Source organism: Paenarthrobacter sp. UW852, assembly GCF_024608385.1.
Classification (GTDB): Bacteria; Actinomycetota; Actinomycetes; order Actinomycetales; family Micrococcaceae; genus Arthrobacter.
In genome coordinates this window covers 262256-284136 of sequence record NZ_JAMSGY010000002.1, presented here as the reverse complement: position 1 = coordinate 284136, position 21881 = coordinate 262256, and the positions used below count along the sequence as shown (strand labels likewise).

19 protein-coding genes, 1 tRNA gene and 1 pseudogene are annotated in these 21881 nt (G+C 64.0%); all 21 read left to right on the top strand.

Annotated features, from left to right (window positions below; genetic code table 11):
* Positions 1–35: 35 nt before the first annotated feature.
* The 21 genes and pseudogenes from NEK97_RS04415 to NEK97_RS04315 all read left to right on the top strand — a co-directional run bounded on the left by NEK97_RS04415 (position 36) and on the right by NEK97_RS04315 (position 21854).
* The gene (locus tag NEK97_RS04415; protein WP_062066863.1) at positions 36–467 is read left to right on the top strand and encodes an organic hydroperoxide resistance protein; all 432 of its coding nucleotides are present in this window, start codon (positions 36–38) and stop codon (positions 465–467) included.
* The gene (locus NEK97_RS04410) at positions 464–1483 is read left to right on the top strand and encodes an NADP-dependent oxidoreductase (protein WP_257368733.1); all 1020 of its coding nucleotides are present in this window, start codon (positions 464–466) and stop codon (positions 1481–1483) included. Before NEK97_RS04415 ends, NEK97_RS04410 begins: the two co-directional genes overlap by 4 nt.
* 125 nt (positions 1484–1608) lie before the next feature.
* Positions 1609–2847 carry a BMP family protein gene (locus tag NEK97_RS04405; protein ID WP_257368732.1) on the top strand — a complete coding sequence of 413 codons (1239 nt, stop codon included), beginning with the start codon at positions 1609–1611 and terminating at the stop codon, positions 2845–2847.
* 127 nt (positions 2848–2974) lie between these two features.
* Positions 2975–4492, top strand: coding sequence for an ABC transporter ATP-binding protein (locus NEK97_RS04400; protein ID WP_235519248.1), 1518 nt, complete (start codon positions 2975–2977; stop codon positions 4490–4492).
* Positions 4485–5651: pseudogene (locus tag NEK97_RS04395) on the top strand (ABC transporter permease); the annotation flags it as partial. The gene NEK97_RS04400 and the pseudogene NEK97_RS04395, both read left to right, overlap by 8 nt.
* 171 nt (positions 5652–5822) lie before the next feature.
* Complete coding sequence (locus NEK97_RS04390) at positions 5823–7112, top strand: ABC transporter permease (protein WP_235519257.1); 1290 nt, start codon at positions 5823–5825, stop codon at positions 7110–7112.
* Between the two features lie 2 nt (positions 7113–7114).
* A complete protein-coding gene (locus tag NEK97_RS04385; protein WP_257368729.1) occupies positions 7115–7519 on the top strand; it encodes a cytidine deaminase in 405 nt (134 codons plus the stop codon).
* Complete coding sequence (locus NEK97_RS04380) at positions 7516–8823, top strand: thymidine phosphorylase (RefSeq protein WP_235519259.1); 1308 nt, start codon at positions 7516–7518, stop codon at positions 8821–8823. The genes NEK97_RS04385 and NEK97_RS04380 overlap by 4 nt, the downstream gene beginning before the upstream one ends.
* 87 nt (positions 8824–8910) lie before the next feature.
* Positions 8911–9561, top strand: coding sequence for a DedA family protein (locus NEK97_RS04375; RefSeq protein ID WP_257368727.1), 651 nt, complete (start codon positions 8911–8913; stop codon positions 9559–9561).
* A 193-nt stretch (positions 9562–9754) separates the two neighbouring features.
* Positions 9755–10438, top strand: coding sequence for a DedA family protein (locus NEK97_RS04370; protein ID WP_235519744.1), 684 nt, complete (start codon positions 9755–9757; stop codon positions 10436–10438).
* 36 nt (positions 10439–10474) lie between these two features.
* On the top strand, positions 10475–11617 hold the full coding sequence (locus NEK97_RS04365; protein ID WP_235519261.1) for an adenosine deaminase: 1143 nt from the start codon (positions 10475–10477) through the stop codon (positions 11615–11617).
* Entirely contained in the window at positions 11595–12284 is a 690-nt protein-coding gene (locus NEK97_RS04360) for a MazG nucleotide pyrophosphohydrolase domain-containing protein (protein WP_257368725.1), read from the top strand. The genes NEK97_RS04365 and NEK97_RS04360 overlap by 23 nt, the downstream gene beginning before the upstream one ends.
* 116 nt (positions 12285–12400) lie before the next feature.
* On the top strand, positions 12401–13681 hold the full coding sequence (gene eno, locus NEK97_RS04355; RefSeq protein ID WP_235519264.1) for a phosphopyruvate hydratase: 1281 nt from the start codon (positions 12401–12403) through the stop codon (positions 13679–13681).
* 131 nt (positions 13682–13812) lie between these two features.
* On the top strand, positions 13813–14556 hold the full coding sequence (locus tag NEK97_RS04350) for a septum formation initiator family protein (RefSeq protein ID WP_257368722.1): 744 nt from the start codon (positions 13813–13815) through the stop codon (positions 14554–14556).
* Positions 14557–14623: 67 nt separating this feature from the next.
* On the top strand, positions 14624–15337 hold the full coding sequence (locus tag NEK97_RS04345) for a DUF501 domain-containing protein (RefSeq protein WP_257368720.1): 714 nt from the start codon (positions 14624–14626) through the stop codon (positions 15335–15337).
* A complete protein-coding gene (locus NEK97_RS04340; RefSeq protein WP_257368718.1) occupies positions 15334–16290 on the top strand; it encodes a Ppx/GppA phosphatase family protein in 957 nt (318 codons plus the stop codon). The genes NEK97_RS04345 and NEK97_RS04340 overlap by 4 nt, the downstream gene beginning before the upstream one ends.
* Entirely contained in the window at positions 16287–17675 is a 1389-nt protein-coding gene (locus NEK97_RS04335) for a S8 family serine peptidase (protein WP_257368716.1), read from the top strand. The genes NEK97_RS04340 and NEK97_RS04335 overlap by 4 nt, the downstream gene beginning before the upstream one ends.
* Before the next feature lie 38 nt (positions 17676–17713).
* Positions 17714–19168: an NAD(P)/FAD-dependent oxidoreductase gene (locus NEK97_RS04330; protein ID WP_257368714.1), complete on the top strand. Its 1455-nt coding sequence runs from the start codon at positions 17714–17716 to the stop codon at positions 19166–19168.
* 89 nt (positions 19169–19257) lie between these two features.
* Positions 19258–20178, top strand: a complete 921-nt coding sequence (locus NEK97_RS04325) for an N-acetyltransferase (RefSeq protein ID WP_257368712.1) — start codon at positions 19258–19260, stop codon at positions 20176–20178.
* Positions 20179–20199: 21 nt separating this feature from the next.
* Positions 20200–20273, top strand: a tRNA-Leu gene (locus NEK97_RS04320).
* Between the two features lie 222 nt (positions 20274–20495).
* Positions 20496–21854, top strand: a complete 1359-nt coding sequence (locus NEK97_RS04315) for an ABC transporter substrate-binding protein (RefSeq protein WP_257368711.1) — start codon at positions 20496–20498, stop codon at positions 21852–21854.
* Positions 21855–21881: the final 27 nt, after the last annotated feature.

Sequence of the window (21881 nt, the reverse complement as noted above, 5' to 3'; positions counted from 1 at the left end):
CAAGCCACCCATTACCGAAGAGAAACGGAACCACCATGAAGACTCTTTACACTGCTGAGGCCCTGGCCTCCGGCGAAGGCCGTGACGGCAACGCCCGCACCAACGATGGCAAGCTGGACGTCGCCCTCGCCAGCCCCAAGGAGCTTGGCGGCAATGGCGAAGGCACCAACCCGGAGCAGCTCTTCGCTGCCGGTTACGCTGCCTGCTTCCACTCTGCCCTTCGCCTGGTGGGCCGCAAGGAGCGCGTGGACCTGACGGACTCTGCTGTCGCGGCCAGGATCCACATCGGCGCACTGACGGACAGTGAAGGCTTCGGCCTCGCCGCTGAACTGGAAATCGCGTTGCCCGCCCTGGACCGTGAAACGGCCGAGCAGCTCATGCACAAAGCGCACCAGGTGTGCCCCTACTCCAACGCCACCCGTGGCAACATGGCCGTAGACCTCAAGCTCGTGGAGTTCGCAGCATGAGCGCCGTTTCCACACCCGTAGAGACCCGCGAAATCCAGCTGGCATCCCGTCCCGTAGGCCGCCCGGCACAGGAGAACTTCCGCCTGGCCACGGCCGGGCTGCCTGAACTCGGCGAAGGACAGATCCTGGTCAAGAACCAGTTCATGTCCGTTGACCCCTACATGCGTGGCCGCATGAACGACGTGAAGTCCTACTCGGCTCCGTTCCAGATCGATGCAGCGCTCGACGGCGGTGCCGTGGGTGAGGTGATTGCGTCCCGTTCGGACGCGCACAAGGTGGGGGACGTCGTCGTGCATTCCCTCGGATGGCGCGAACATGCAGTGGTGGATGCCGCAGCGACCACCCCGGTTCCCGGTGGGCTTGCTCCCACCTCCGCGTTCCTCGGCGCATTGGGCATGACCGGCCTGACTGCCTACTCCGGCCTGCTGAAGGTGGCGGAGTTCAAGGAAGGCGACGTCGTGTTCGTCTCCGGCGCGGCAGGGGCTGTTGGTTCCATGGTGGGCCAGATTGCCAAGGCCATGGGCGCGTCCAAGGTGATCGGTAGCGCTGGGTCGGTCGAGAAGGTTGCCCGGTTGCTGGAATTGGGCTTCGACTCTGCGTTCAACTACAACGACGCCCCGGTGCTTGACCAGCTCCGCGAGGCGGCGGGGGAGCGCGGCATCGACGTCTATTTCGACAACGTTGGTGGCGAACACCTCGAGGCAGCTTTGGCCACCCTGACGGTGGGCGGACGTGTGGCCATGTGCGGCGCGATCGCCCAGTACAACTCGACCGAGCCGCCGGTTGCCCCCCGCAACCTGGCCGTCGCTATCGGTAAGCAGCTGACCTTGCGCGGTTTCCTGGTGGGCGGACAGCGCCAGCACGCGGCTGAGTTCGCGCAGAAGATGGCCGGTTGGCTTGCCGATGGCAGCGTCAGCTACGACGAGACGATTGTCGATGGCCTGGAAAACGCACCGCAGGCCTTCATTGACCTGCTGGACGGAGCAAACACCGGAAAGATGCTCGTCCGGCTCTAGCAACGAGGATTTACCAAGCAGTAGCCGGGTGTGACTTGCGCACCCGGCTACTGCTTGGTAACAAAAGGTCAACAATCTGACCTCGGGGACCGCGATGTGCTATCCGGGTGTGTTTTAGGACACTAGTGTTGGTTCCATCAATGCGCTTAGGCGCAGCTGCGAGCATCAGTGAAAACAGAATTTCTGCCTCAGGTATAGGAAACGGACACTCATTGACCATCCGTCGTAGCGCCAATCACTTTCTTCCTGGAGGAAAATTGAAGAAACCACTGCGTGCCACCCTGAAGCGCGGTTCAATGGCCGGTGTTGCAACCGTCGGCGCAGCAGCGCTCCTGCTGACCGGCTGTGGCCAGGCTCCCGACGCCGGATCCGGCGCGGCCACCAAGAGCGACTATGTGGGATGCATCGTGTCCGACTCCGGTGGATTCGATGACCAGTCCTTCAACCAGTCCTCGTTCGAAGGCCTCAAGAAGTCCGAGAAGGACCTTGGCATCACCATGAAGTCCGCCGAGTCCAAGGCCAACAGCGACTTCGAGACCAACCTCAACGGCATGATCTCCGCTGGCTGCAACCTTACGGTCACCGTCGGCTTCCTCCTGGGCGATGCCACCAAGGCCGCTGCAGAGAAGAACACTGACAAGCACTTCGCGATCATCGACTACACGTACGAGACTCCGATCGCCAACGTGAAGCCGGTTGTCTACGACACCGCGCAGGCCGCCTACCTGGCCGGCTACGCTGCTGCGGCCACCACCAAGACCGGCAAGGTCGGTACCTTCGGCGGCATCAAGATCCCCACGGTCACCATCTTCATGGACGGCTTCTACGACGGCGTCCAGGCCTACAACAAGGCAAAGAACAAGTCCGTCCAGGTTGTCGGCTGGGACAAGAAGACCCAGGACGGCTCGTTCACGGGAGACTTCGAAAAGCAGGACACCGGCAAGCAGGTCACCATCAACCTGCTGGACCAGGGTGCGGACATCGTGATGCCCGTTGCCGGCCCGGTCGGCAAGGGTGCAGGCGCTGCGCTGAAGGAAGCCAAGGCAGCCGGTAAGGACGTCAAGCTCATCTGGGTTGACTCCGATGGCTACCTCACGGCTCCCGAGTACAAGGACCTCATGCTGACCTCCGTGGTCAAGAAGATGGACGAAGCTGTGGAGACCGTGGTGAAGGACGACAAGGACGGCAAGTTCAGCAACACGGCCTACGTTGGCACGCTGCAGAACGACGGCGTTGCCATTGCTCCGTTCCACGATCTCGACTCCGCTGTTTCCGCTGACACCAAGAAGGAACTCGATGCCCTGAAGGCGGACATCGTCTCCGGCAAGCTGGTTGTCGAATCGGCAGCGAGCCCCAAGAAGTAAACAATTCCTGAACGCGCCGCCAGTACCGTGCCCCGGTACTGGCGGCGCGTTTTTGCCCTGACTAGGCTGAACCCAAGCCACGGCTTGTGGGCAGTAAAGTCCCTCGGACTCACAGAACGGTGGAGTTGTGAAACTCGAATTGAAGGGGATCTCGAAAGCCTTCGGGACCTTCTACGCCAACCAAGACATTGACCTCGTGGTCGAATCCGGACAGATCCATTGCCTCCTGGGCGAAAACGGGGCCGGCAAATCGACCCTCATGAACGTGCTCTACGGGCTCTACGAGCCCACTGCCGGCCACATCCTGGTGGATGACAAACCCGTCAGCTTCCGCGGCCCCGGCGACGCCATGGCGGCGGGCATTGGCATGGTGCACCAGCACTTCATGCTGGTTCCCGTCTTCACGGTCGCAGAAAACGTGGCCCTCGGCGCTGAACCAACAACATTCGGCGGCGTCCTGAGCATCGACGAAACCCGCAGGAAGATCCGGGAGATCTCCGACAGGTACGGTTTCGATGTTGATCCCGACGCCCTCGTCGAGGACCTCCCAGTAGGGGTCCAGCAGCGCGTTGAAATCATCAAGGCACTGGTGCGCGAAGCCAAGGTGCTCATCCTCGACGAGCCCACGGCAGTGCTGACACCCCAGGAAACCGATGAACTCCTGGACATCATGCGGCAGCTCAAAGCGGGCGGCACGTCCATTGTCTTCATTTCGCACAAGCTCCGCGAAGTGAAGGCTGTTTCGGACGTCATCACCGTCATCCGCCGCGGCAAAGTGGTGGGCGACGCCCCTCCCACGGCATCCGCTACCGAGCTGGCCTCCATGATGGTGGGCCGGCCTGTCAGCCTGAGCCTGGACAAAGCACCGGCACAGCCGAAGGAAACCACGTTCGTCGTGGAGAACCTGACCGTGCGTGCAGCCAACGGCACCAACGTGGTGGATGGCATCAGCTTCGACATCGCCCAAGGTGAGATCCTCGCCGTCGCCGGCGTCCAGGGCAACGGCCAAACCGAACTGACGGAAGCGATCCTGGGCGTGCAGGAGCACGTGACCGGATCCGTGACACTGGACGGCAAGCAGTTGCTTGGCTTGCCGGTCAAGGATGTGCTGCGGTCCGGCGTCGGCTTCGTCCCGGAAGACCGCACCGTGGACGGACTCGTAGGTCCGTTCTCGGTGGCCGAGAACCTGGTTCTTGACCTCTACGACCAGGCCCCGTTCGCCAGTGGCATCAGCATGAAGCCCGCCAAGGTCGCAGAGCACGCCAAAGCCAAGATCGAGGAGTTCGACATCCGGACCCCTTCGGCCGGTTCGGCGGCAGGAACACTGTCCGGTGGCAACCAGCAGAAGGTCGTCATGGCGCGGGAACTGTCCCGCCCGTTGCGCCTGTTCATCGCAAGCCAACCCACCCGAGGCGTGGATGTGGGCTCCATCGAGTTCCTGCATAAGCGCATCGTTGCCGAGCGGGATGTCGGAACACCGGTGATGATCGTATCCACTGAGCTTGATGAAGTCATTGAGCTCGCAGACCGAATCGCGGTGCTGTACAAGGGCAAGCTCGTGGGCATTGTCCCCGCGGGCACTCCCCGGGACACCCTCGGCTTGATGATGGCCGGCGTCGGCCCGGAAGGAGGCTCAGATGACTGAGAAGGATCAGGCTCAGAGCGATCAGACCCCCGCTGAATCCACGGCGGAAGTACGTGCCGCGGACGTCTCGCTTGATACTGCCGGCGGAATGCTGGAACCGTCCATTGTTCCGGTGTCCTCCCAGAGCGGAGACTCGGGCCACCAGCAGGGCAGCGTGTTGCGTCGCATCGTCATGGGCAACGGCTTCGTCTCCGTCCTGGCGGTCATCGTCGCGCTCTTCCTGGGTGGCCTGCTGATTGCCAGCACAGACAGCCAGGTCGCCAAGACCGCCGGCTACCTCTTCGCGAGGCCCACGGACTTCCTGAGTGCCTTGTGGGCTGCAATGACCGAGAGCTACGGCGCACTCTTCCAAGGCTCCGTTTTTAGTCCTCGCGAAGGCTTCAAGCCCATCCTGGAAACCATGACCGTTGCCACCCCGCTGATCTGTGCGGGCCTCGGCGTGGCCTTGGCGTTCCGTGCGGGCCTGTTCAACATCGGTGCCCAGGGGCAAATCATTATCAGCGCCACCCTGGCGGCTTACGTGGGCTTCGCATGGCACCTGCCGTTCGGCCTGCACCTGCTGGTGGTCCTCATCATGGGTGTCCTGGGCGGCGCAGTGTGGGGTGCGATCGTTGGCATCCTCAAGGCCCGGACCGGTGCGCATGAGGTGATCGTGACCATCATGCTGAACTACGTGGCGTTGTTCCTGTTGGACTTCCTCCTGAACACGGCGGCATTCCGCCGTCCGGGGGACAATAGCCCCATCTCGCCGCGACTTGACGAGTCGGCTACCTACCCTGTGCTCATCCCGGGCTCCAGGCTCCACCTTGGCTTCCTCGTGGCAGTGGCACTGACCTACGGCGTGTGGTGGCTGCTCAACCGGTCAACCATCGGCTTTGAATTCCGTGCCGTCGGTGCGAACCCAATCGCAGCAAGGACCGCCGGCGTCAAGGTATCCCGCGCCACCATCCTGGTGATGGCCATGGCCGGCGCGTTGGCTGCGTTCGGCGGCGTCGCCCAGGTTGCCGGTACCGAAAAGGTACTGACAGGGGGCGTTGCAGCCCAGATCGGCTTCGATTCCATCACCGTGGCCCTGCTTGGCCGCAGCACGCCGTGGGGGACATTCTTCGCTGGCCTGCTGTTCGGTGCGTTCCGCGCTGGAGCCGTGCAGATGCAGATCCAGACTGGCACACCCATCGACATCGTGCTGGTGGTGCAATCGCTGATCGTCCTGTTCATCGCGGCGCCGCCGCTGATCCGGTCCATCTTCAGGCTTGAAGCCAAGAAGAAGACCAAGACACCCAAAGCGGCCCCCGAAGGCTGCCCTTGCCAACGCCACCGGAGGTGCCAAGTGAGCGCTACGACCACCGCTCCCAGGGCGGGAGCAACAGCCCTGCCCGCGTTCAGGCCGTCCATGAAGGTCCCCATCTCACTTGGCGTCCTGGCGCTGATAGCCCTGGTCTTCTTCGGATTCCTGGGCCCGGACAAGACCGCCGAGATGAAGATCAGCGACTCCGGGGATGCCGTAGTCGTACCGGCTTTGATGATCCCGGGCCAGGTGGGCGGGGTTGTCCTGGGCATTCTCCTGCTCGCCATGGCGGCCTACTCGATCTATTTGTGGACGCGGGGCGAGCGGTCACCAAAGTGGCTGCCTATCGCGTTTGCCGTGGTGTTTGTGTTCGCGTTGCTGGTGTGGATCGTGGCCGGTGCACGCCAGCCGTCCATCTCGTTGGCCGGCCTCGTCGCCGGTTCGGTGACGCTGGCCGTACCCTTGGTTTTCGGTTCGTTGTCGGGCGTCCTGTGTGAGCGGGTCGGCGTGGTCAATATCGCCATCGAGGGCCAACTCCTGGGTGGCGCATTCACCGCGGCCTTGGTGGCAACCATTACCGGCAGCCCCTACATCGGCCTGATCGCCGCCGCTGCCGCAGGTGCCGCAGTGTCCATGGTCCTGGCCGTGTTCAGCATCAAATACCTGGTCAACCAGATCATTGTTGGCGTGGTGCTGAACGTCCTGGTCTCCGGGCTCACCGGCTTCCTTTTCGGCACCCTGATGGTGCCCAACAAGGAGCAGTTCAACACCCCGGGCCGCCTGGACATCCTTCCGATCCCGCTGCTTTCGGACATCCCCATCATCGGACCGATCCTGTTTGAGCAGTCCATCGCCGGCTACCTGATGTATGTTGCGGTGGCCGTGGTCTGGTTCGGCCTGTTCAAGACCCGGTGGGGGCTTCGCGTCCGCGCCGTCGGCGAACACCCGCAGGCGGCGGACACGTTGGGCATCAACGTCAACGCCACCCGGTTCTGGAACGTCACCCTGGGCGGTGCCATCGCCGGTATCGGGGGTGCCGTGTTCACGCTGGTCACCATCGATTCCTTCACCAAGGACATCTCCGGTGGCCGTGGCTTTATCGCCCTGGCCGCGCTGATCTTTGGCCGGTGGAATCCGATCGGTGCCTTCCTGGCTTCGCTGCTGTTCGGCTTTGCCTACAACCTGCAGTCCATCCTGGGCATCATCGGTACTCCCGTTCCGAGCCAGTTCATGGCCATGCTGCCGTACCTGGTGACCATCTTCGCCGTCGCCGGTTTGGTGGGTAAGTCGCGGCCACCGGCCGCAAGCGGCATACCGTACGTGAAGGGTTGACCATGCCGGCAAGCAACGTCGACTGGGCCGCCCTTGAAGATGCCGCGAAGCGGGCCATGGAGCATGCCTACGCGCCGTATTCGAAGTTCCCGGTGGGCGCTGCGGCCCTTACCGAGGACGGGCGGATTGTCAGTGGCTGCAACGTGGAGAATGCCAGCTATGGCCTGACCCTTTGCGCAGAATGTGCTCTCGTGGGACAGCTCCACATGACCGGTGGCGGCAGGATCGCCGCGTTCTACTGCGTGGATGGCGAGGGCAACGTCCTCATGCCGTGCGGGCGTTGCCGCCAGCTGCTCTACGAATTCCGGGCACCGGGCATGCAGCTCATGACAACGCAGGGCATCAAATCCATGGACCAGGTGCTGCCTGACGCCTTTGGTCCCGAACATTTGGAGGAAACCGCGTGACCACAGAAGCGTTTGACGCCGTCCAGATTATTTCCATCAAGCGGGACAAAGGGACGCTCACTCCCGAGCAGATCGACTGGACCATCGACGCCTACACCCGTGGTGTGATCGCCGATGAACAGATGGCGGCCCTGAACATGGCCATCCTGCTCAACGGCATGGATCGCGCCGAGATTTCGCGGTGGACATCTGCCATGATCGCCTCGGGCGAACGGATGGACTTTTCGTCGCTGACAACGCCCGACGGCGGCCGGAAGGCTACCAGCGACAAGCACTCCACCGGTGGGGTGGGGGACAAGATCACCCTGCCGCTGGCACCGCTTGTCGCGGTCTTCGGCGTCGCGGTCCCGCAGCTCTCGGGCCGCGGCCTGGGCCACACCGGCGGCACGTTGGACAAGCTCGAGGCCATTCCCGGCTGGCGGGCCAACTTGAGCAATGACGAGATCATGGCGCAGCTCCAGGACGTGGGTGCGGTCATTTGCGCGGCAGGTTCCGGACTCGCGCCGGCGGACAAGAAACTGTACGCGCTGCGCGACGTCACGGGGACCGTGGAAGCCATTCCACTGATTGCCTCGTCGATCATGAGCAAGAAGATCGCGGAAGGCACTGGCTCGCTGGTGCTGGACGTCAAGGTGGGCTCGGGTGCCTTCATGAAGGATGAAGCACGGGCACGGGAGCTGGCTGAGACCATGGTGGCCCTGGGGAAGGATGCCGGAGTCCACACCGTGGCACTGATCACCGACATGTCCACTCCGCTGGGCCTGACCGCGGGCAACGCGATCGAGGTCGAGGAGTCGGTGGAGGTCCTTGCCGGCGGCGGTCCGGAAGACGTCGTCGAACTGACTGTCCGGTTGGCCGAGGAAATGCTCGCCGGTGCGGGCATCCACGACGCCGATCCGGCAGCCGCCCTCAAGGACGGCCGGGCCATGGACGTGTGGAACAGGATGATCGAAGCCCAGGGCGGGGATCCCCGGGCTGCGCTGCCTGTGGCCAAGGAATCCGAGGTTGTCTACGCACCCGCTGACGGCATCCTGATGGAGCTGGATGCGCTCTCTGTGGGTGTCGCCGCTTGGCGCCTTGGTGCCGGACGGGCCCGCAAGGAGGACCAGGTCCAGGCCGGAGCAGGCGTCCGCTTGCATGCCAAGCCGGGTGCCCTGGTGCGCGCCGGCGAGCCCCTGATGACGCTGCTCACAGACACCCCGGAAAAGTTCGACCGCGCCAAGGAAGCACTCCAGGACGCGGTGGTGATTGCGCCCGAGGGATCACGTCCGGCGCATCAGCTCATCATCGACCGCATCGCCTAGGCTTAATTGTTCCGGGCTGGCCCTCAGGATCAGCCCGGACAATTGAGTCATCCGGCGCTACGGTGAGCCGGCTACCTTAAGGACACAGTGCAGGGCATCAACGATTTCATCCTCGCCGCGGCAGGGCAGCCTTGGGTGTTGTTCCTGGTGTTGGCCTGCTGCGTGATCGATGGCTTCTTTCCACCGATCCCCAGCGAGTCGGTGGTGGTGGGCCTGAGCGCCGTCTCCGGCAGCAGCGGCGTGCCCAATGTGTGGCTGCTGGCCTTCATGGCGGCCCTGGGGGCTTTCGCGGGGGACAACATCGCCTACCTTATTGGCCAACGCATTGGCGTCCAGCGCTGGCGATGGATGCGTACGCCGCGCATGCAGGGCGCCTTCCTCTGGGCGGGCAAGGAACTCCGACGTCGGGCAGCCTCCCTGATCATGGTGGCGCGGTTCATCCCGATCGGGCGGGTGGCGGTCAACCTGACAGCGGGTGCCACGCAGTTCAACCACCGGCGCTTCGTCGGCCTGACGGCTATGTCCGCGATCCTGTGGGCCTCGTATTCTGTGGTGCTTGGCTACTTCTTCGGAGTGTGGTTCGAGCACAACCATCTGTTGGGCGCTGTCATAGCGATCGTCGTAGCCGTGATCCTGGGCGTCATTATCGATCGCATCATCAGCAGGGTCCGCGGATCCGTGCCGCTGGACCGGAAAAACATCCCCGGGGAAGGCGCTCCACCTCCACCCACGGTATGACGTTGGCGGCTCCCCAAGATCAGTCCCGCGGCTGACGCAGGAACGAGCAGCCCACCGGTAGCGTTAAACGCGTGATCCCAAGGCTGGGACGTAGCGAACGACGTCCCGGCCGTGGGACACTAATAGCGACTTTGGTCACAGTGTCAAGTCATATTCATCTAGGAGCTACCACCGCGTGGAGTCTTTGAACCAAATGCTCGAGCATGCAGCCGGGCAGCCCTGGATTTACCCGGTACTCCTTGTCTTCTTCTTTATTGACGGATTTGCCACCATCCTCCCCAGTGAAACGGCCATCGTTGGCCTCTCGGCGCTGTCCCTTCACAGCGGAGAGCCCAACCTGTGGATCCTCGGGGCTACAGCACTGATCGGTGCCATGGCGGGCGACAACATGGCCTACATGCTGGGCCGTAAAATCGGCCTCACCCGCTGGAAGTGGATGCGACGACCCAAAGTCCAGAAGATGTTCGCCTGGGCCCAATACGAGCTGGATAAGCGCGGAGCGGTCCTCATCTTCACGGCCCGCTACATTCCGTGGGGACGCGTCGCGGTGAACTACGTTGCGGGACAGACCGGCTTCCGCCACCGGACCTTCTTCCTCCTGGACGCCTTTGCGTGCGTCACGTGGGTGGGATACTCCATCGGCATCGGCATCCTCGCGGGCCAGTGGGTACACAACAACCCGCTGCTCGGTGTGGGCATTGCCGTGGCATTCGCGGTGGTCCTGGGCATCGTGGTGGACCACGCATTGCGCTGGTGGCACAAGTACTTGGAGAAAAAGGATCATGCCCGCGAGGCAGCGGCACCTGCGCAGGCACCCAAGCCGGACTCACAACACAACGCGGTTGCCGGCGTCGACCTCTCCAAACCGACCGGCTAAGCGGCCTGCGCTTGCCGGTGGGACTAGTCTTAGTACGTGACTGAGCCCATACTTGACGCCGCCCCTGCCCTTGACTTCGACCTGAAGAGCCTGCCAAAGGTTTCCCTCCATGATCACCTGGACGGAGGACTTCGCCCAGGCACCATCATTGAACTGGCCGAAGCCGTCGGCCACACCCTGCCCTCCACCGATCCCGTGGCATTGGGCGCCTGGTTCCGCGAGTCCGCCGACTCCGGCTCGCTGGTCCGCTACCTTGAAACGTTCGACCACACCATTGCCGTCATGCAGACCAAAGAGGGCCTGTTCCGGGTCGCCAAGGAATTCGTGGAGGACCTCGCCGAGGACGGCGTGGTCTACGGTGAAGTCCGGTGGGCTCCTGAGCAGCACCTCCAGAAGGGCCTGACCCTCGACGAAGTGGTGGAGGCCGTCCAGACTGGACTCGAAGCCGGTGTTGACGCGGCCGAGGAGCGCGGGCAGCAGATCCAGGTGGGACAGCTGATCACCGCCATGCGCCATGCCGACCGCGGCCAGGAGATCGCCGAACTCGCCGTCCGCCACCGGGCCAACGGCGCCGTGGGCTTCGACATTGCCGGCGCGGAAGACGGTTTCCTGCCGTCCCGCTTCAAGGACGCCTTCACCTACCTCGCCGAAAACAACTTCCCCGCAACCGTCCACGCCGGTGAAGCTGCAGGCTTGGACAGCATCCAGTCGGCACTGGTTGACGGCCGGGCCCTGCGCCTCGGCCACGGCGTCCGGATCGCCGAGGACATCTCGGTTGAGTTCGAGGACAACTCCGACGACGACGGCGAGGACGTGATCGGCATGGTCACCATCGGCAGCGTGGCCGCCTGGGTCCGCGACCGCGGCATTGCCTTGGAGGTCTGCCCGTCATCGAACCTGCAGACGGGTGCGATCGCAAGCTTCGGAGAGGGCATCGAAAGCCACCCCGTGGACATGCTGTTCCAGCTCGGTTTCAATGTGACCATCAACACGGACAACCGGCTCATGAGTGGCGTCACCCTGACGGACGAGTTCGAGCTCCTGGTGGAAACGTTCGACTACGACCTCGACGATTTGCTCGAGCTCACCCTCAACGCAGCGGAGGCAGCTTTCCTGCCGCTGGACGAGCGTGAAGCCCTGGTCGAGTACATCAACGATGCCTACGCCAACCTCGCCTGATTCTCCCCTGAACCAGCTGCTGGGCAGCGTCGCCGCGCTCCGGGAGCATTGTCCCTGGATGGGGGCGCTGACCCACGAGTCGCTGGTGGAGTATTTGATCGAGGAAGCCTATGAAGTGGTGGACTCGATCGAGGCCGGCGACTCACCTGTGAGGGACAGCGAACTCCGCGGCGAGCTGGGCGATGTACTGCTTCAGGTAGTACTTCACGCCCGGCTCGCCGAGGAGCGCGGCAGTTTCACCTTCGACGACGTAGCCCGGTCCATCAACGCCAAGATGGTCCGGCGCAACCAGCACGTCTTTAAGGCCGACGGTTCCCTGCAGGAGAGTTTCCCGGCCAGTGTCGAGGAAATCATCGTGAAATGGGACGCCGCAAAACGGGCCGAGAAGCCCGAAAGGAAGGACCCCTTCGAGGGCATTCCGCCGCACCTTCCTGCGTTGGCAGCGGCGCAGAAGTCCTTGGACAGGGCTGTCCGTGCGGGGCTGGACGTCGACGCGGAAGGCGCGCTGGCCGCCGTCGGACTTCCTGTTGTCCCGGCCTCGGAAGAGGCGCTCGGTGAGTTGCTGCTCGCCATCGTCACCGCGGCCCGGGAGCAAGGTCTCGACGCCGAACGGGCCCTCCGCGCCACGGTTCGATCGTTTCAGAACAACCAGGCCCAGGGTTCATGACGTGAAAGGTTGGAAGTCGTTCCGTAACCTGAGCCACTCTGGACTACGCTAGTAGCGACGAGGACGTTGAGAATTTCCCTCCTCATTCCTGTAATTTGCCCATAAGGAGCACATCCATGGCGCTTATCGATGCCATCCACGCACGCGAGATCCTTGATTCCCGCGGAAACCCGACCGTTGAAGTTGAGGTCCTGCTCTCCGACGGCCAGATCGGCCGCGCAGCAGTTCCGTCCGGTGCTTCCACCGGCGAGCACGAAGCTGTCGAACTCCGTGACGGCGACAAGGGCCGTTACCTCGGCAAGGGTGTCCAGAAGGCCGTTGACGCGGTCATCGACGAGATCTCGCCGGCCCTGATCGGCTTCGACGCCACAGACCAGCGCAGCATCGACCAGGCCATGATCGACCTGGACGGCACCCCCAACAAGGGCAAGCTCGGCGCCAACGCCATCCTGGGTGTCTCCCTGGCCGTGGCCAACGCCGCAGCAGCTTCGGCCGACCTGCCGCTGTACAAGTACCTCGGCGGCCCCAACGCCCACGTACTGCCCGTTCCGCTGATGAACATCCTCAACGGCGGTTCGCACGCCGACTCCGACGTGGACATCCAGGAATTCATGATCGCCCCGATCGGTGCCGAGACCTTCTCCGAAGGCCTGCGCTGGGGCGTTGAGGTCTACCACAACCTCAAGTCCGTCCTGCAGGAAAAGGGCCTCTCCACGGGCCTCGGCGACGAGGGTGGCTTCGCTCCCAACCTGCCGTCCAACCGTGCGGCCCTGGACCTGATCACCGAAGCCATCAAGAACGCCGGCTACACCCCGGGCACGGACATCGCCCTGGCCCTGGACGTCGCCTCTTCGGAGTTCTACAAGGACGGTGCCTACCAGTTCGAGGGCAAGGCCCTCTCGGCCACCGAGATGAGCGCTTACTACGCCGAGCTCGTTGCCGACTACCCGCTGGTTTCCATCGAGGACCCGCTGGACGAGAACGACTGGGAAGGCTGGAAGACCCTCACCGACACCATTGGTGACAAGGTCCAGCTGGTGGGCGACGACCTCTTCGTCACCAACCCGGTCCGCCTGCAGCAGGGCATCGACGCCGCAACGGCCAACTCCCTGCTGGTCAAGGTCAACCAGATCGGTTCCCTGACCGAAACGCTCGACGCCGTTTCGCTGGCTCAGCGCTCCGGTTACACCACCATCACCTCGCACCGCTCCGGCGAAACCGAGGACACCACTATTGCTGACATCGCCGTTGCCACCAACGCGGGCCAGATCAAGACCGGTGCCCCGGCCCGCTCCGAGCGTGTCGCCAAGTACAACCAGCTGCTGCGCATCGAAGAAGAACTCGACGACGCCGCACGCTACGCCGGCCGCAGCGCGTTCCCGCGTTTCAAGGGCTAGCATTCCGCGAAAACAGCTGACCGGTGGCTATGGTGGAAAGACCATGGCCACCGGTTCTGTTTAACGCTGGCCACCTCAAACAAGCAAGCGCAGCAACCCGCCAGGCAAGCACCGGGCATTACAGGAGTGTCATGGCTACCCGTCGACCGAAGGTACCCAGGGCCGACGCCTTGGGCTCCGGCTCCAGCGCAACCCGGCCGTCCACCCCGGCTCCCCGTCCCGAGGCGGCCGGGGCAGCAAGCGCGGACAAGGGCGGGGCCGACGTCATCAAGGCAGAGTTCGGTGCCACCCGCACCGCTTCGAAACCGACGACGGCGGCGACGCCCGCCAAGGCGGCCGGCAGTGGCAGCAAGAGCCCAAAGAAGCCCACGGAGTCCGGGAAAGCCCCCGCCACCGGAAAGAAACCGGCTGCCTCCACCAAAGCTGAGTCCGGCGGCTCGGGACGGTCGACTCCGTCTGCCCAGGACGGGCGTGAGGCCGATCCCGTTCCTGCGAAGGCATTCTCCGGTCGAATGCTTGCGTTGGCCGTGGTCATGATTGCAATCACCATCATGTTGGCTCCTACGGTGAAGATCTTCCTGGAGAAACGTGCCGAGATTTCGGCGTTGGAGGGCGAAATCGCCAGCCGCAAGGCCGAGCAAACCGAGCTGAACAAACAGATCTCACGGTGGCAGGACCCCAACTATGTGAAACAGCAGGCCCGCGACCGCATTAACATGGTTATGCCGGGTGAAACGGGCTATTGGGTGTTTGGCGGGCAGGAAGCCGCTGGCACGCCGGGTGGCCGCACCGGCTCCGGCTCGTCTGCAAACCCGGAGAATCTGCCCTGGGTGGATGCTCTTTGGGAGTCAATCAGACGGTCGGCAACTGACTAGACGCGGCGCCCACCGCCGTCGTTCCCGCCTGGGACACGACTAACGGGCAGGAAGGTTGGCAACGCACGTGGAAGAGTACACGGCAGCCCTGCCCCAGGAATCCCGCCAGCCGTCGGCACACGATCTCGAGGTCCTTAGCCGCCAGCTCGGCAGGCCGGTCCGGGACGTCGTTGAGATCCCCGCGCGGTGCGTCTGCGGCAACCCACTGGTTGCAGCCACAGCGCCCCGGCTGAGCAATGGAACACCGTTTCCCACGACTTTCTACCTGACCCACCCGGTCATCACCTCCGCGGTGTCGCGGCTGGAAGCGGGCGGGCTCATGAACCGGATGAACGACCGGTTGACCGTGGACGGGGAACTCGCCGAGTCCTACCGCGGGGCACATGAGGCGTATCTCCAGGCACGCAACGATATTGCCGACCGTTCCGGAACCGGGGCCGTGCCCGAAATCGATGGAATCTCCGCCGGTGGCATGCCCACGCGGGTCAAGTGCCTGCACGTGCTGGTGGGTCATTCCTTGGCTGCCGGATCCGGCGTGAACCCCTTGGGGGACGAGGCTTTGGAAGCCATCTCCGAGTGGTGGACCAAGGACCGCTGCTACTGCGATGGCGCCTGGGATACGGCGGGGGAGGCCCCTTCCCGTGATCTCAGCCGCCATGGTCCGCAGGGCCTGCCCGACATTGTGGGCCGGCCGGCACCCGTGCGGAAGCCGAAAACCGACACTGCCGGCGAACAGGCCGGCAGTGAGCAGTCCGGCAGTGAGCAGGAGGGCACCGCATGAGCCGCGTCGCCGCGATCGACTGTGGAACCAATTCCATCCGCCTGCTCATCGCGGACACCGCGGCCCAAGGAGCTCCGGGGCCCTTGACGGACGTTGTGCGCGAAATGCGCGTAGTGCGGCTCGGGCAAGGCGTTGATGCCACCGGCGAACTCGCCCCGGAAGCCCTGGAACGCACGTTCGCTGCAGCTGCGGACTACGCAGGGCTCATCAGGGAACACGGTGCCGGACGCGTCCGTTTCGTGGCCACATCGGCAACCCGCGATGCCCGCAACCGCCAGATTTTCGTGGACGGGATCCGGGAGCTGCTGGGCGTCGAGCCTGCAGTGATTTCCGGAGATGAGGAAGCTGCGCTCTCGTTCGCGGGGGCCAGCAGCGTCCTTCCCGCAACGGGTGAGGACGCCATCCTGGTCGTGGACCTGGGCGGAGGCAGCACAGAATTCGTCCTGGGGGATTCCACCGGGGTGATTGCTGCCCGTTCCGTGGACATTGGATGCGTGCGTCTGACTGAACGCCACCTTCGCAGCGATCCGCCCACTGCCGCGCAGATCGCCGCAGCAGAGGCCGACGTCGATGCCGCCCTTGCGCTTGCGGCCCAGGCTGTGCCGCTGAACCGCGCCACCGCCGTCGTCGGCGTTGCCGGGTCGATCACCACCATCACCGCGCACGCGCTTGGCCTGAGCGAGTACCAGCCAAGCCGGATCCACGGTGCCTCCCTTGACCTGGAAACGATCAGCGACGCCGCCACCAACTTGCTCGAAATGACCCGTGCCGAACGGGCAGCGCTTCCCTACATGCATCCCGGTCGCGTAGACGTCATCGGTGCCGGCGCCTTGGTGTGGCGCCGCATCCTGGCGCGGCTGGCCGAGGTCAGCGACGGTGCCATCAGTGCCGCTGTTTCCAGCGAGCACGACATCCTGGACGGCATTGCGCTGAGTATCCGGGGAGCCGAATGACGTTGCGACGCCGCTCCCTTTCGGTTGCGCTGGCCAGCACCCTGGCTGGCGGGACCCTCGCGGGTGCGCTGCTCACGGCTCCGGCCGCCAACGCCGATGCCTGGCGTGACAAGGAGTTCTGGCTCAAGGACTCCGGGATCACCAACGCCTGGCAGGTTTCCAAGGGTGCAGGCGTCAAGGTCGCGGTCATCGACAGCGGCATCGACGGCAGCCATCCCGACCTCAACGGCGTCGTGGTCGGAGGCACCGATGTATCCGGTGCCGGGGCACCCAACGGGCAGAAGAGCATTGGCGCCAAGGCCGAGCATGGGACGTTGGTGGCAAGCATGTTGGCTGGCCGGGGACACACTACGCCCACGGCCTCGCCTTCAGCATCCGCCTCCGCGCCTCCCGCTGCGCCACCTACCACCCCTCCCGCAGGCGGGCCTGACGGAATCGTAGGTGTCGCGCCTGAGGCGCAGATCCTTTCGGTCTCCACCTGGCTCGGCTCCCCGAACCCTGGCGGCAAGACGGACCAGGAACAAATCCCGGACGCCGTTCGCTGGGCCGTGGACAACGGCGCCAAAGTCATCAACATATCGCTGGGCAGCACCTCGCCTGACTGGCCACAGAGCTGGGACGCGGCGTTTCTTTATGCCGAGCAAAAGGATGTTGTCATTGTGGCTGCCGCCGGTAACCGGGTTGGCGGCAACATCCAGGTCGGCGCCCCCGCCACCATTCCCGGTGTCCTGACCGTAGCCGGGCTTGACGGCGAGGGACGCGCCAGCGTGGACTCCTCCTCCCAGGGGATCAGCATTGGGGTGGCGGCCCCTGCCGAAAAGCTGGTGGGTGCGATGCCGGGCGCGGGCTACGCCGAGTGGGCCGGGACGTCCGGGGCGGCACCGATCGTCTCCGGTGTTGCCGCACTGATCCGTTCCAAGTGGCCTGAGATGAGCGCCAGCCAGGTCATCAACAGGATCGTCAGCACGGCAAAGGACGCAGGTGCTCCGGGTAAGGACCCGCTGTACGGGTACGGCATCCTCAACGCAGAAGCTGCCCTCAAGGATGATGTGCCCGCAGCGGCCAGTAATCCCTTGGGCTCCATCGCGGACTGGATCCGCGTCCATCGCCGCGGAGATCTCAGCGTGCCGTCGCAGGCACCGGTCGCGAGCCCTACCAGCGCCGCGCCCACCTTGGCTGATCCCACCGTCCCGGTAGCCAAGACGCCGGCGACCATGGATGACGCACTCCCTGCCGCCGTCGTCCTGGGTTTTGGCGGCCTTTTTGTCGCACTGATCGTTGGTGCCGCCATTCAACTCCGAAGGGTTTCCAAGCGTCCCAATCCGGTGGTGGAGGAGGCTGAAACCGGAGTGATGGAAGCGGTGGATCCACCCGGCAAGAAGTAGTTAGTGAAGATTTTCACAAAGTGTTGTACTCTGGACTCATGGCAACCACCCCTGAGCTCATTGACCGTCCCCGGGTCCTCGTCGTCGGCGGCGGTTACGTCGGCCTGTACGTAGCCCTCAAACTGCAGAAGAAGATCGCGAACGCGGGCGGCATCGTCACCGTCGTCGATCCCCTGCCGTACATGACCTACCAGCCCTTCCTTCCGGAAGTTGCAGGCGGCAACATCGAGGCACGCCACGCCGTCGTCTCGCACCGTCAGCACCTCAAGCAGACTGAGCTCATCCAGGGCCGCGTCACCAGCATCGACCACGCCAACCGCACCGCGGTCATCGCCCCGGCCGATGGCGGCGAGAACTTCGAAATCCCGTACTTCGACGTCGTTATGGCCGCTGGCGCCATCACCCGTACGTTCCCCATCAAGGGCCTCGCGGACAAGGGCATCGGCCTGAAGACCATCGAGGAAGCTGTTGCACTGCGCAACAAGCTCCTCGAGCGCATCGAAGCCGCTTCCACCATGACCGACCCCGCAGAGCGCGCCAAGGCCCTCACCTTCGTGGTTGTCGGTGGCGGCTTTGCCGGCATCGAGTGCCTCACCGAAATGGAAGACCTCGCCCGCGCCGCAGTGCGCAACAACCCGCGCATCCGCCAGGAAGAAGTCCGCTTCATCCTGGTCGAAGCCATGGGACGCATCATGCCCGAGGTCACCGCCTCGCAGGCAGAATGGGTTGTGGAGCACCTCCGTAGCCGCGGCATCGAAGTTCTGCTCAACACCTCCCTGGACAGCGCCGAGGGCACCCTCAAGCTCATCAACCTCCCGGACAAGACTCCGGCACAGGAAGTTGAAGCTGACACGCTGGTCTGGGCTGCCGGCGTGCAGGCCAACCCGATGATCCGCTCCACGGACTTCCCGTTGGAACCCCGCGGCCGCGTCCGCGTCCTCCCGGACCTGCGCATCGCAGGCGACGAAGGCATCGTGGAAAACGCCTGGGCCGCTGGCGACATCGCCGCTGTTCCGGACCTCACGGGCAAGGGCCTGCCGGACGGCACCTGCGTCCCCAATGCCCAGCACGCTCTTCGCCAGGCCAAGAAGCTCGCCAAGAACCTGTGGGCTTCCCGCTGGGACAAGCCGCTGCACGACTACAAGCACAAGAACCTTGGTGCTGTGGCCGGCTTCGGCGAGTGGAAGGGTGTTGCAAACATCAACCTGCTCGGCCGTATCGGCCTCAAGGGCGGCCTCGCCTGGCTGGCACACCGTGGTTACCACGGCATGGCGATGCCCACCGTGGAGCGCAAGTTCCGCGTGGTCTTCGGCTGGATCCTGGCCTTCTTCGCAGGCCGCGACACCACGCAGCTGATCGACCTCGACAACCCGCGCGGTGCCTTCGTGGCCGCAGCAACGCCGGCCCCGAAGCCTGCAGCTGCCCCGGCACCCGCCGAAGCCAAGCCTGCTGCCGAGGAAACCAAGACTCCGGTAACGGCTGACGCCAAGTAGTACACGCACGACGGCGGCCACCCCCTTAGCGGGAGTGGCCGCCGTCGGCGTTTAAGCGGTCGCGATTTCGCGGCCCCTAGACTGGTGGCATGCCCGGTGAATCCGACCTGAAAACCCTCCTGCAGTCCCTCTATCCCGTGGTCCGCGACGGTGAGTACGTGTACGCGCTGTGGCCGCACGGGCGTCCCCTGGAGGGCGGGGTGGAGGCGGCCGTGCGTGAGGCCGAAGGACTGACCGTCGTCCTGCGAAGGGACGAGGCCGATCGCCTGGGCCTCACCTACGATTTCGTGGCCTCGTGGATCACCCTCCAGGTCCACTCCGCCCTCGAAGCCGTAGGTCTCACAGCAGCTGTCAGCGCGGCCCTGACGCGCGCGGGAATCAGCTGCAACGTCCTCGCTGGATTCCACCACGACCACCTGTTGGTGGCGGTTGCTGATACGGGCCGTGCCATGGAGGTGCTCCAGTTGCTGTCCAAGGGAGTGGTGCTGCGTTCGGAAAGGCCGGGGGACAGGGCTGAGATCCTGGACCTGACGGCCCGCGCATTCTCCGTCTCTCCCGTGACGGGTGAGCCGGTGGAGGGAACGCCCGTTGAGGTTGGCTTGCTGCAGGAGCTTTTCGAATGCAGCGGGTACATTCCCGAACTCAGCATTGTTGCTGAGATCGGTGGGGAGATCGTGGGTCACGCCATCTCAACAAGGGCTTGGATCGACGGCCTGCCGGTCCTGGGTTTGGGCCCCATTGGCGTGCTGCCCACGTTCCAAAGGCGCGGCGTCGGATCGGCGTTGATGCGTGAAACGACAGCGCGGGCAACAGCCCTGGGGGAGCGCGGTATAGCGTTGCTCGGCAGCACCGCCTACTACCCTCGTTTCGGTTACGTGCCGGCCTCGTCACTGGGCGTTCAAGCGCCGGAGGCGGCGTGGGGCGAGCACTTCCAGTTACTCCCCTTGCCGGAATGGCCCGACGGCGCCCGGGGCACCTTCCGCTACGCCGACCCCTTCAACAGGCTGTAGCTGGGATACCATGGTCCGGGCGCCCCAGTAGCCCAATTGGCAGAGGCAGCGGACTTAAAATCCGCGTGTTGTGGGTTCGAGTCCCACCTGGGGCACTGCGGAAGGTGAGAGCTGTTTCTCCCTTCCGCGACGCGGGTGCCGGGTTCGGCGCCATTTCCCAGCAACCTCGTAGATTTCCCACAGGCAACGAGTGTTATAGGGATGTGACCTGAATCACTTATGTTCGCCGATCAATTGCATTAGTTTGAGTCTTAATCAGGAACACCTGAGTAATCGCATCAAAGGCAGTTCGCACCTTTCGATCGAGGAGACAACGAATGTTTGATCTTTCCCCAGCGGCGCCCCGAGCCGCCAAGCTAACCGCGCTTGGCATTGGGGTCGCTCTCTTGGCCACAGCTTGTGGTGGGTCTTCGACGCCAACACAAACTGGGTCTTCATCCGCCGCGGCCGCAGCAGGAATCTCCTGCCCGGCGCCCAGCGCGGGGGCGGGAGCCGGCAACAGCGCGGCTGCCACCAACTCTGGACCTGTACCTCCCTCGACCACTACTACTTCCACGCCGCTCAAGCTTGGATCGCTCCTGCCGACAACGGGGTCGCTGGCGTTCCTTGGCCCACCGGAAATCGCCGGTGTGAACCTCGGCATCAAGGAAGTCAACGACGCTGGCGGCGTCCTGGGTGCTCCCGTATCCGTGGTCCACCGCGACTCCGGTGACACCAAGACCGACATCGCCACGCAGTCCACCACGGCACTCCTTGGACAGGGTGTCAGCGCCATTATCGGTGCTGCCTCCTCCGGTGTTTCCAAGACCGTCATCAACCAGATCACCGGTGCCGGTGTCATCCAGTTCTCGCCTGCGAACACGTCGCCTGACTTCACAACGTGGGACGACAAGGGCCTCTACTGGCGTACTGCACCGTCCGACGTCCTGCAGGGCAAGGTGCTCGGTAACTACATGGCCACCTGTGGAGCCCAGACCGTTGGCATGATCGTCCTCAACGACGCTTACGGAACCGGCCTGCAGAAGAACGTCAAGGAAGCCTTCGAGGCAGCCGGCGGAAAGGTTGTGGCCGAGGAACTCTTCAACGAAGGCGACTCGCAGTTCAGCAGCCAGGTGGACAAGGTACTGGCCGCCAAGCCGGACGCCATCGCACTGATCACCTTCGACCAGGCCAAGAGCATCGTCCCGCTGATCACCGGCAAGGGCATCAAGCCCACGCAGCTGTTCATGGTCGACGGCAACACCTCTGATTACAGCAAGGACTTCCAGCCGGGTACCTTGAAGGGCGCGCAGGGAACCATTCCCGGCACGTTCGCCAAGGATGACTTCAAGAAGAAGCTCCTGGCAATCGACCCGGCCCTGAAGGACTACAGCTACGCAGGTGAATCCTACGACGCCGTGAACCTGATCGCCCTGGCCTCCGAGGCGGCCAAGAGCACCAAGGGCACCGACATCGCAGCCAAGCTGAAGGAAGTTTCTGAAGGCGGCGAGAAGTGCAACAGCTACGCAGCCTGCGTTACCTTGCTCCGCCAGGGCAAGGACATCGACTACGACGGCCAGTCCGGTCCAGTCACGTTCTCCGACGCCGGTGACCCCACCGAGGCGTACATCGGTATCTACCAGTACCAGGATGACAACACCTACAAGCCGGTCCGCGAAGAGTTCGGCAAGCTCTAAGCTCTGAGACGGTAGCAAACGCAACAG

Bases quoted from the DNA above. Each gene is read 5' to 3' on its own strand.
- NEK97_RS04415 (WP_062066863.1), top strand. From the start codon at position 36: ATGAAGACTCTTTACACTGCTGAGGCCCTGGCCTCCGGCGAAGGCCGT.
- NEK97_RS04410 (WP_257368733.1), top strand. From the start codon at position 464: ATGAGCGCCGTTTCCACACCCGTAGAGACCCGCGAAATCCAGCTGGCA.
- NEK97_RS04385 (WP_257368729.1), top strand. From the start codon at position 7,115: ATGCCGGCAAGCAACGTCGACTGGGCCGCCCTTGAAGATGCCGCGAAG.
- NEK97_RS04370 (WP_235519744.1), top strand. From the start codon at position 9,755: ATGCTCGAGCATGCAGCCGGGCAGCCCTGGATTTACCCGGTACTCCTT.
- NEK97_RS04360 (WP_257368725.1), top strand. From the start codon at position 11,595: ATGCCTACGCCAACCTCGCCTGATTCTCCCCTGAACCAGCTGCTGGGC.
- eno (WP_235519264.1), top strand. From the start codon at position 12,401: ATGGCGCTTATCGATGCCATCCACGCACGCGAGATCCTTGATTCCCGC.
- NEK97_RS04350 (WP_257368722.1), top strand. From the start codon at position 13,813: ATGGCTACCCGTCGACCGAAGGTACCCAGGGCCGACGCCTTGGGCTCC.
- NEK97_RS04340 (WP_257368718.1), top strand. From the start codon at position 15,334: ATGAGCCGCGTCGCCGCGATCGACTGTGGAACCAATTCCATCCGCCTG.
- NEK97_RS04335 (WP_257368716.1), top strand. From the start codon at position 16,287: ATGACGTTGCGACGCCGCTCCCTTTCGGTTGCGCTGGCCAGCACCCTG.
- NEK97_RS04330 (WP_257368714.1), top strand. From the start codon at position 17,714: ATGGCAACCACCCCTGAGCTCATTGACCGTCCCCGGGTCCTCGTCGTC.
- NEK97_RS04325 (WP_257368712.1), top strand. From the start codon at position 19,258: ATGCCCGGTGAATCCGACCTGAAAACCCTCCTGCAGTCCCTCTATCCC.
- NEK97_RS04315 (WP_257368711.1), top strand. From the start codon at position 20,496: ATGTTTGATCTTTCCCCAGCGGCGCCCCGAGCCGCCAAGCTAACCGCG.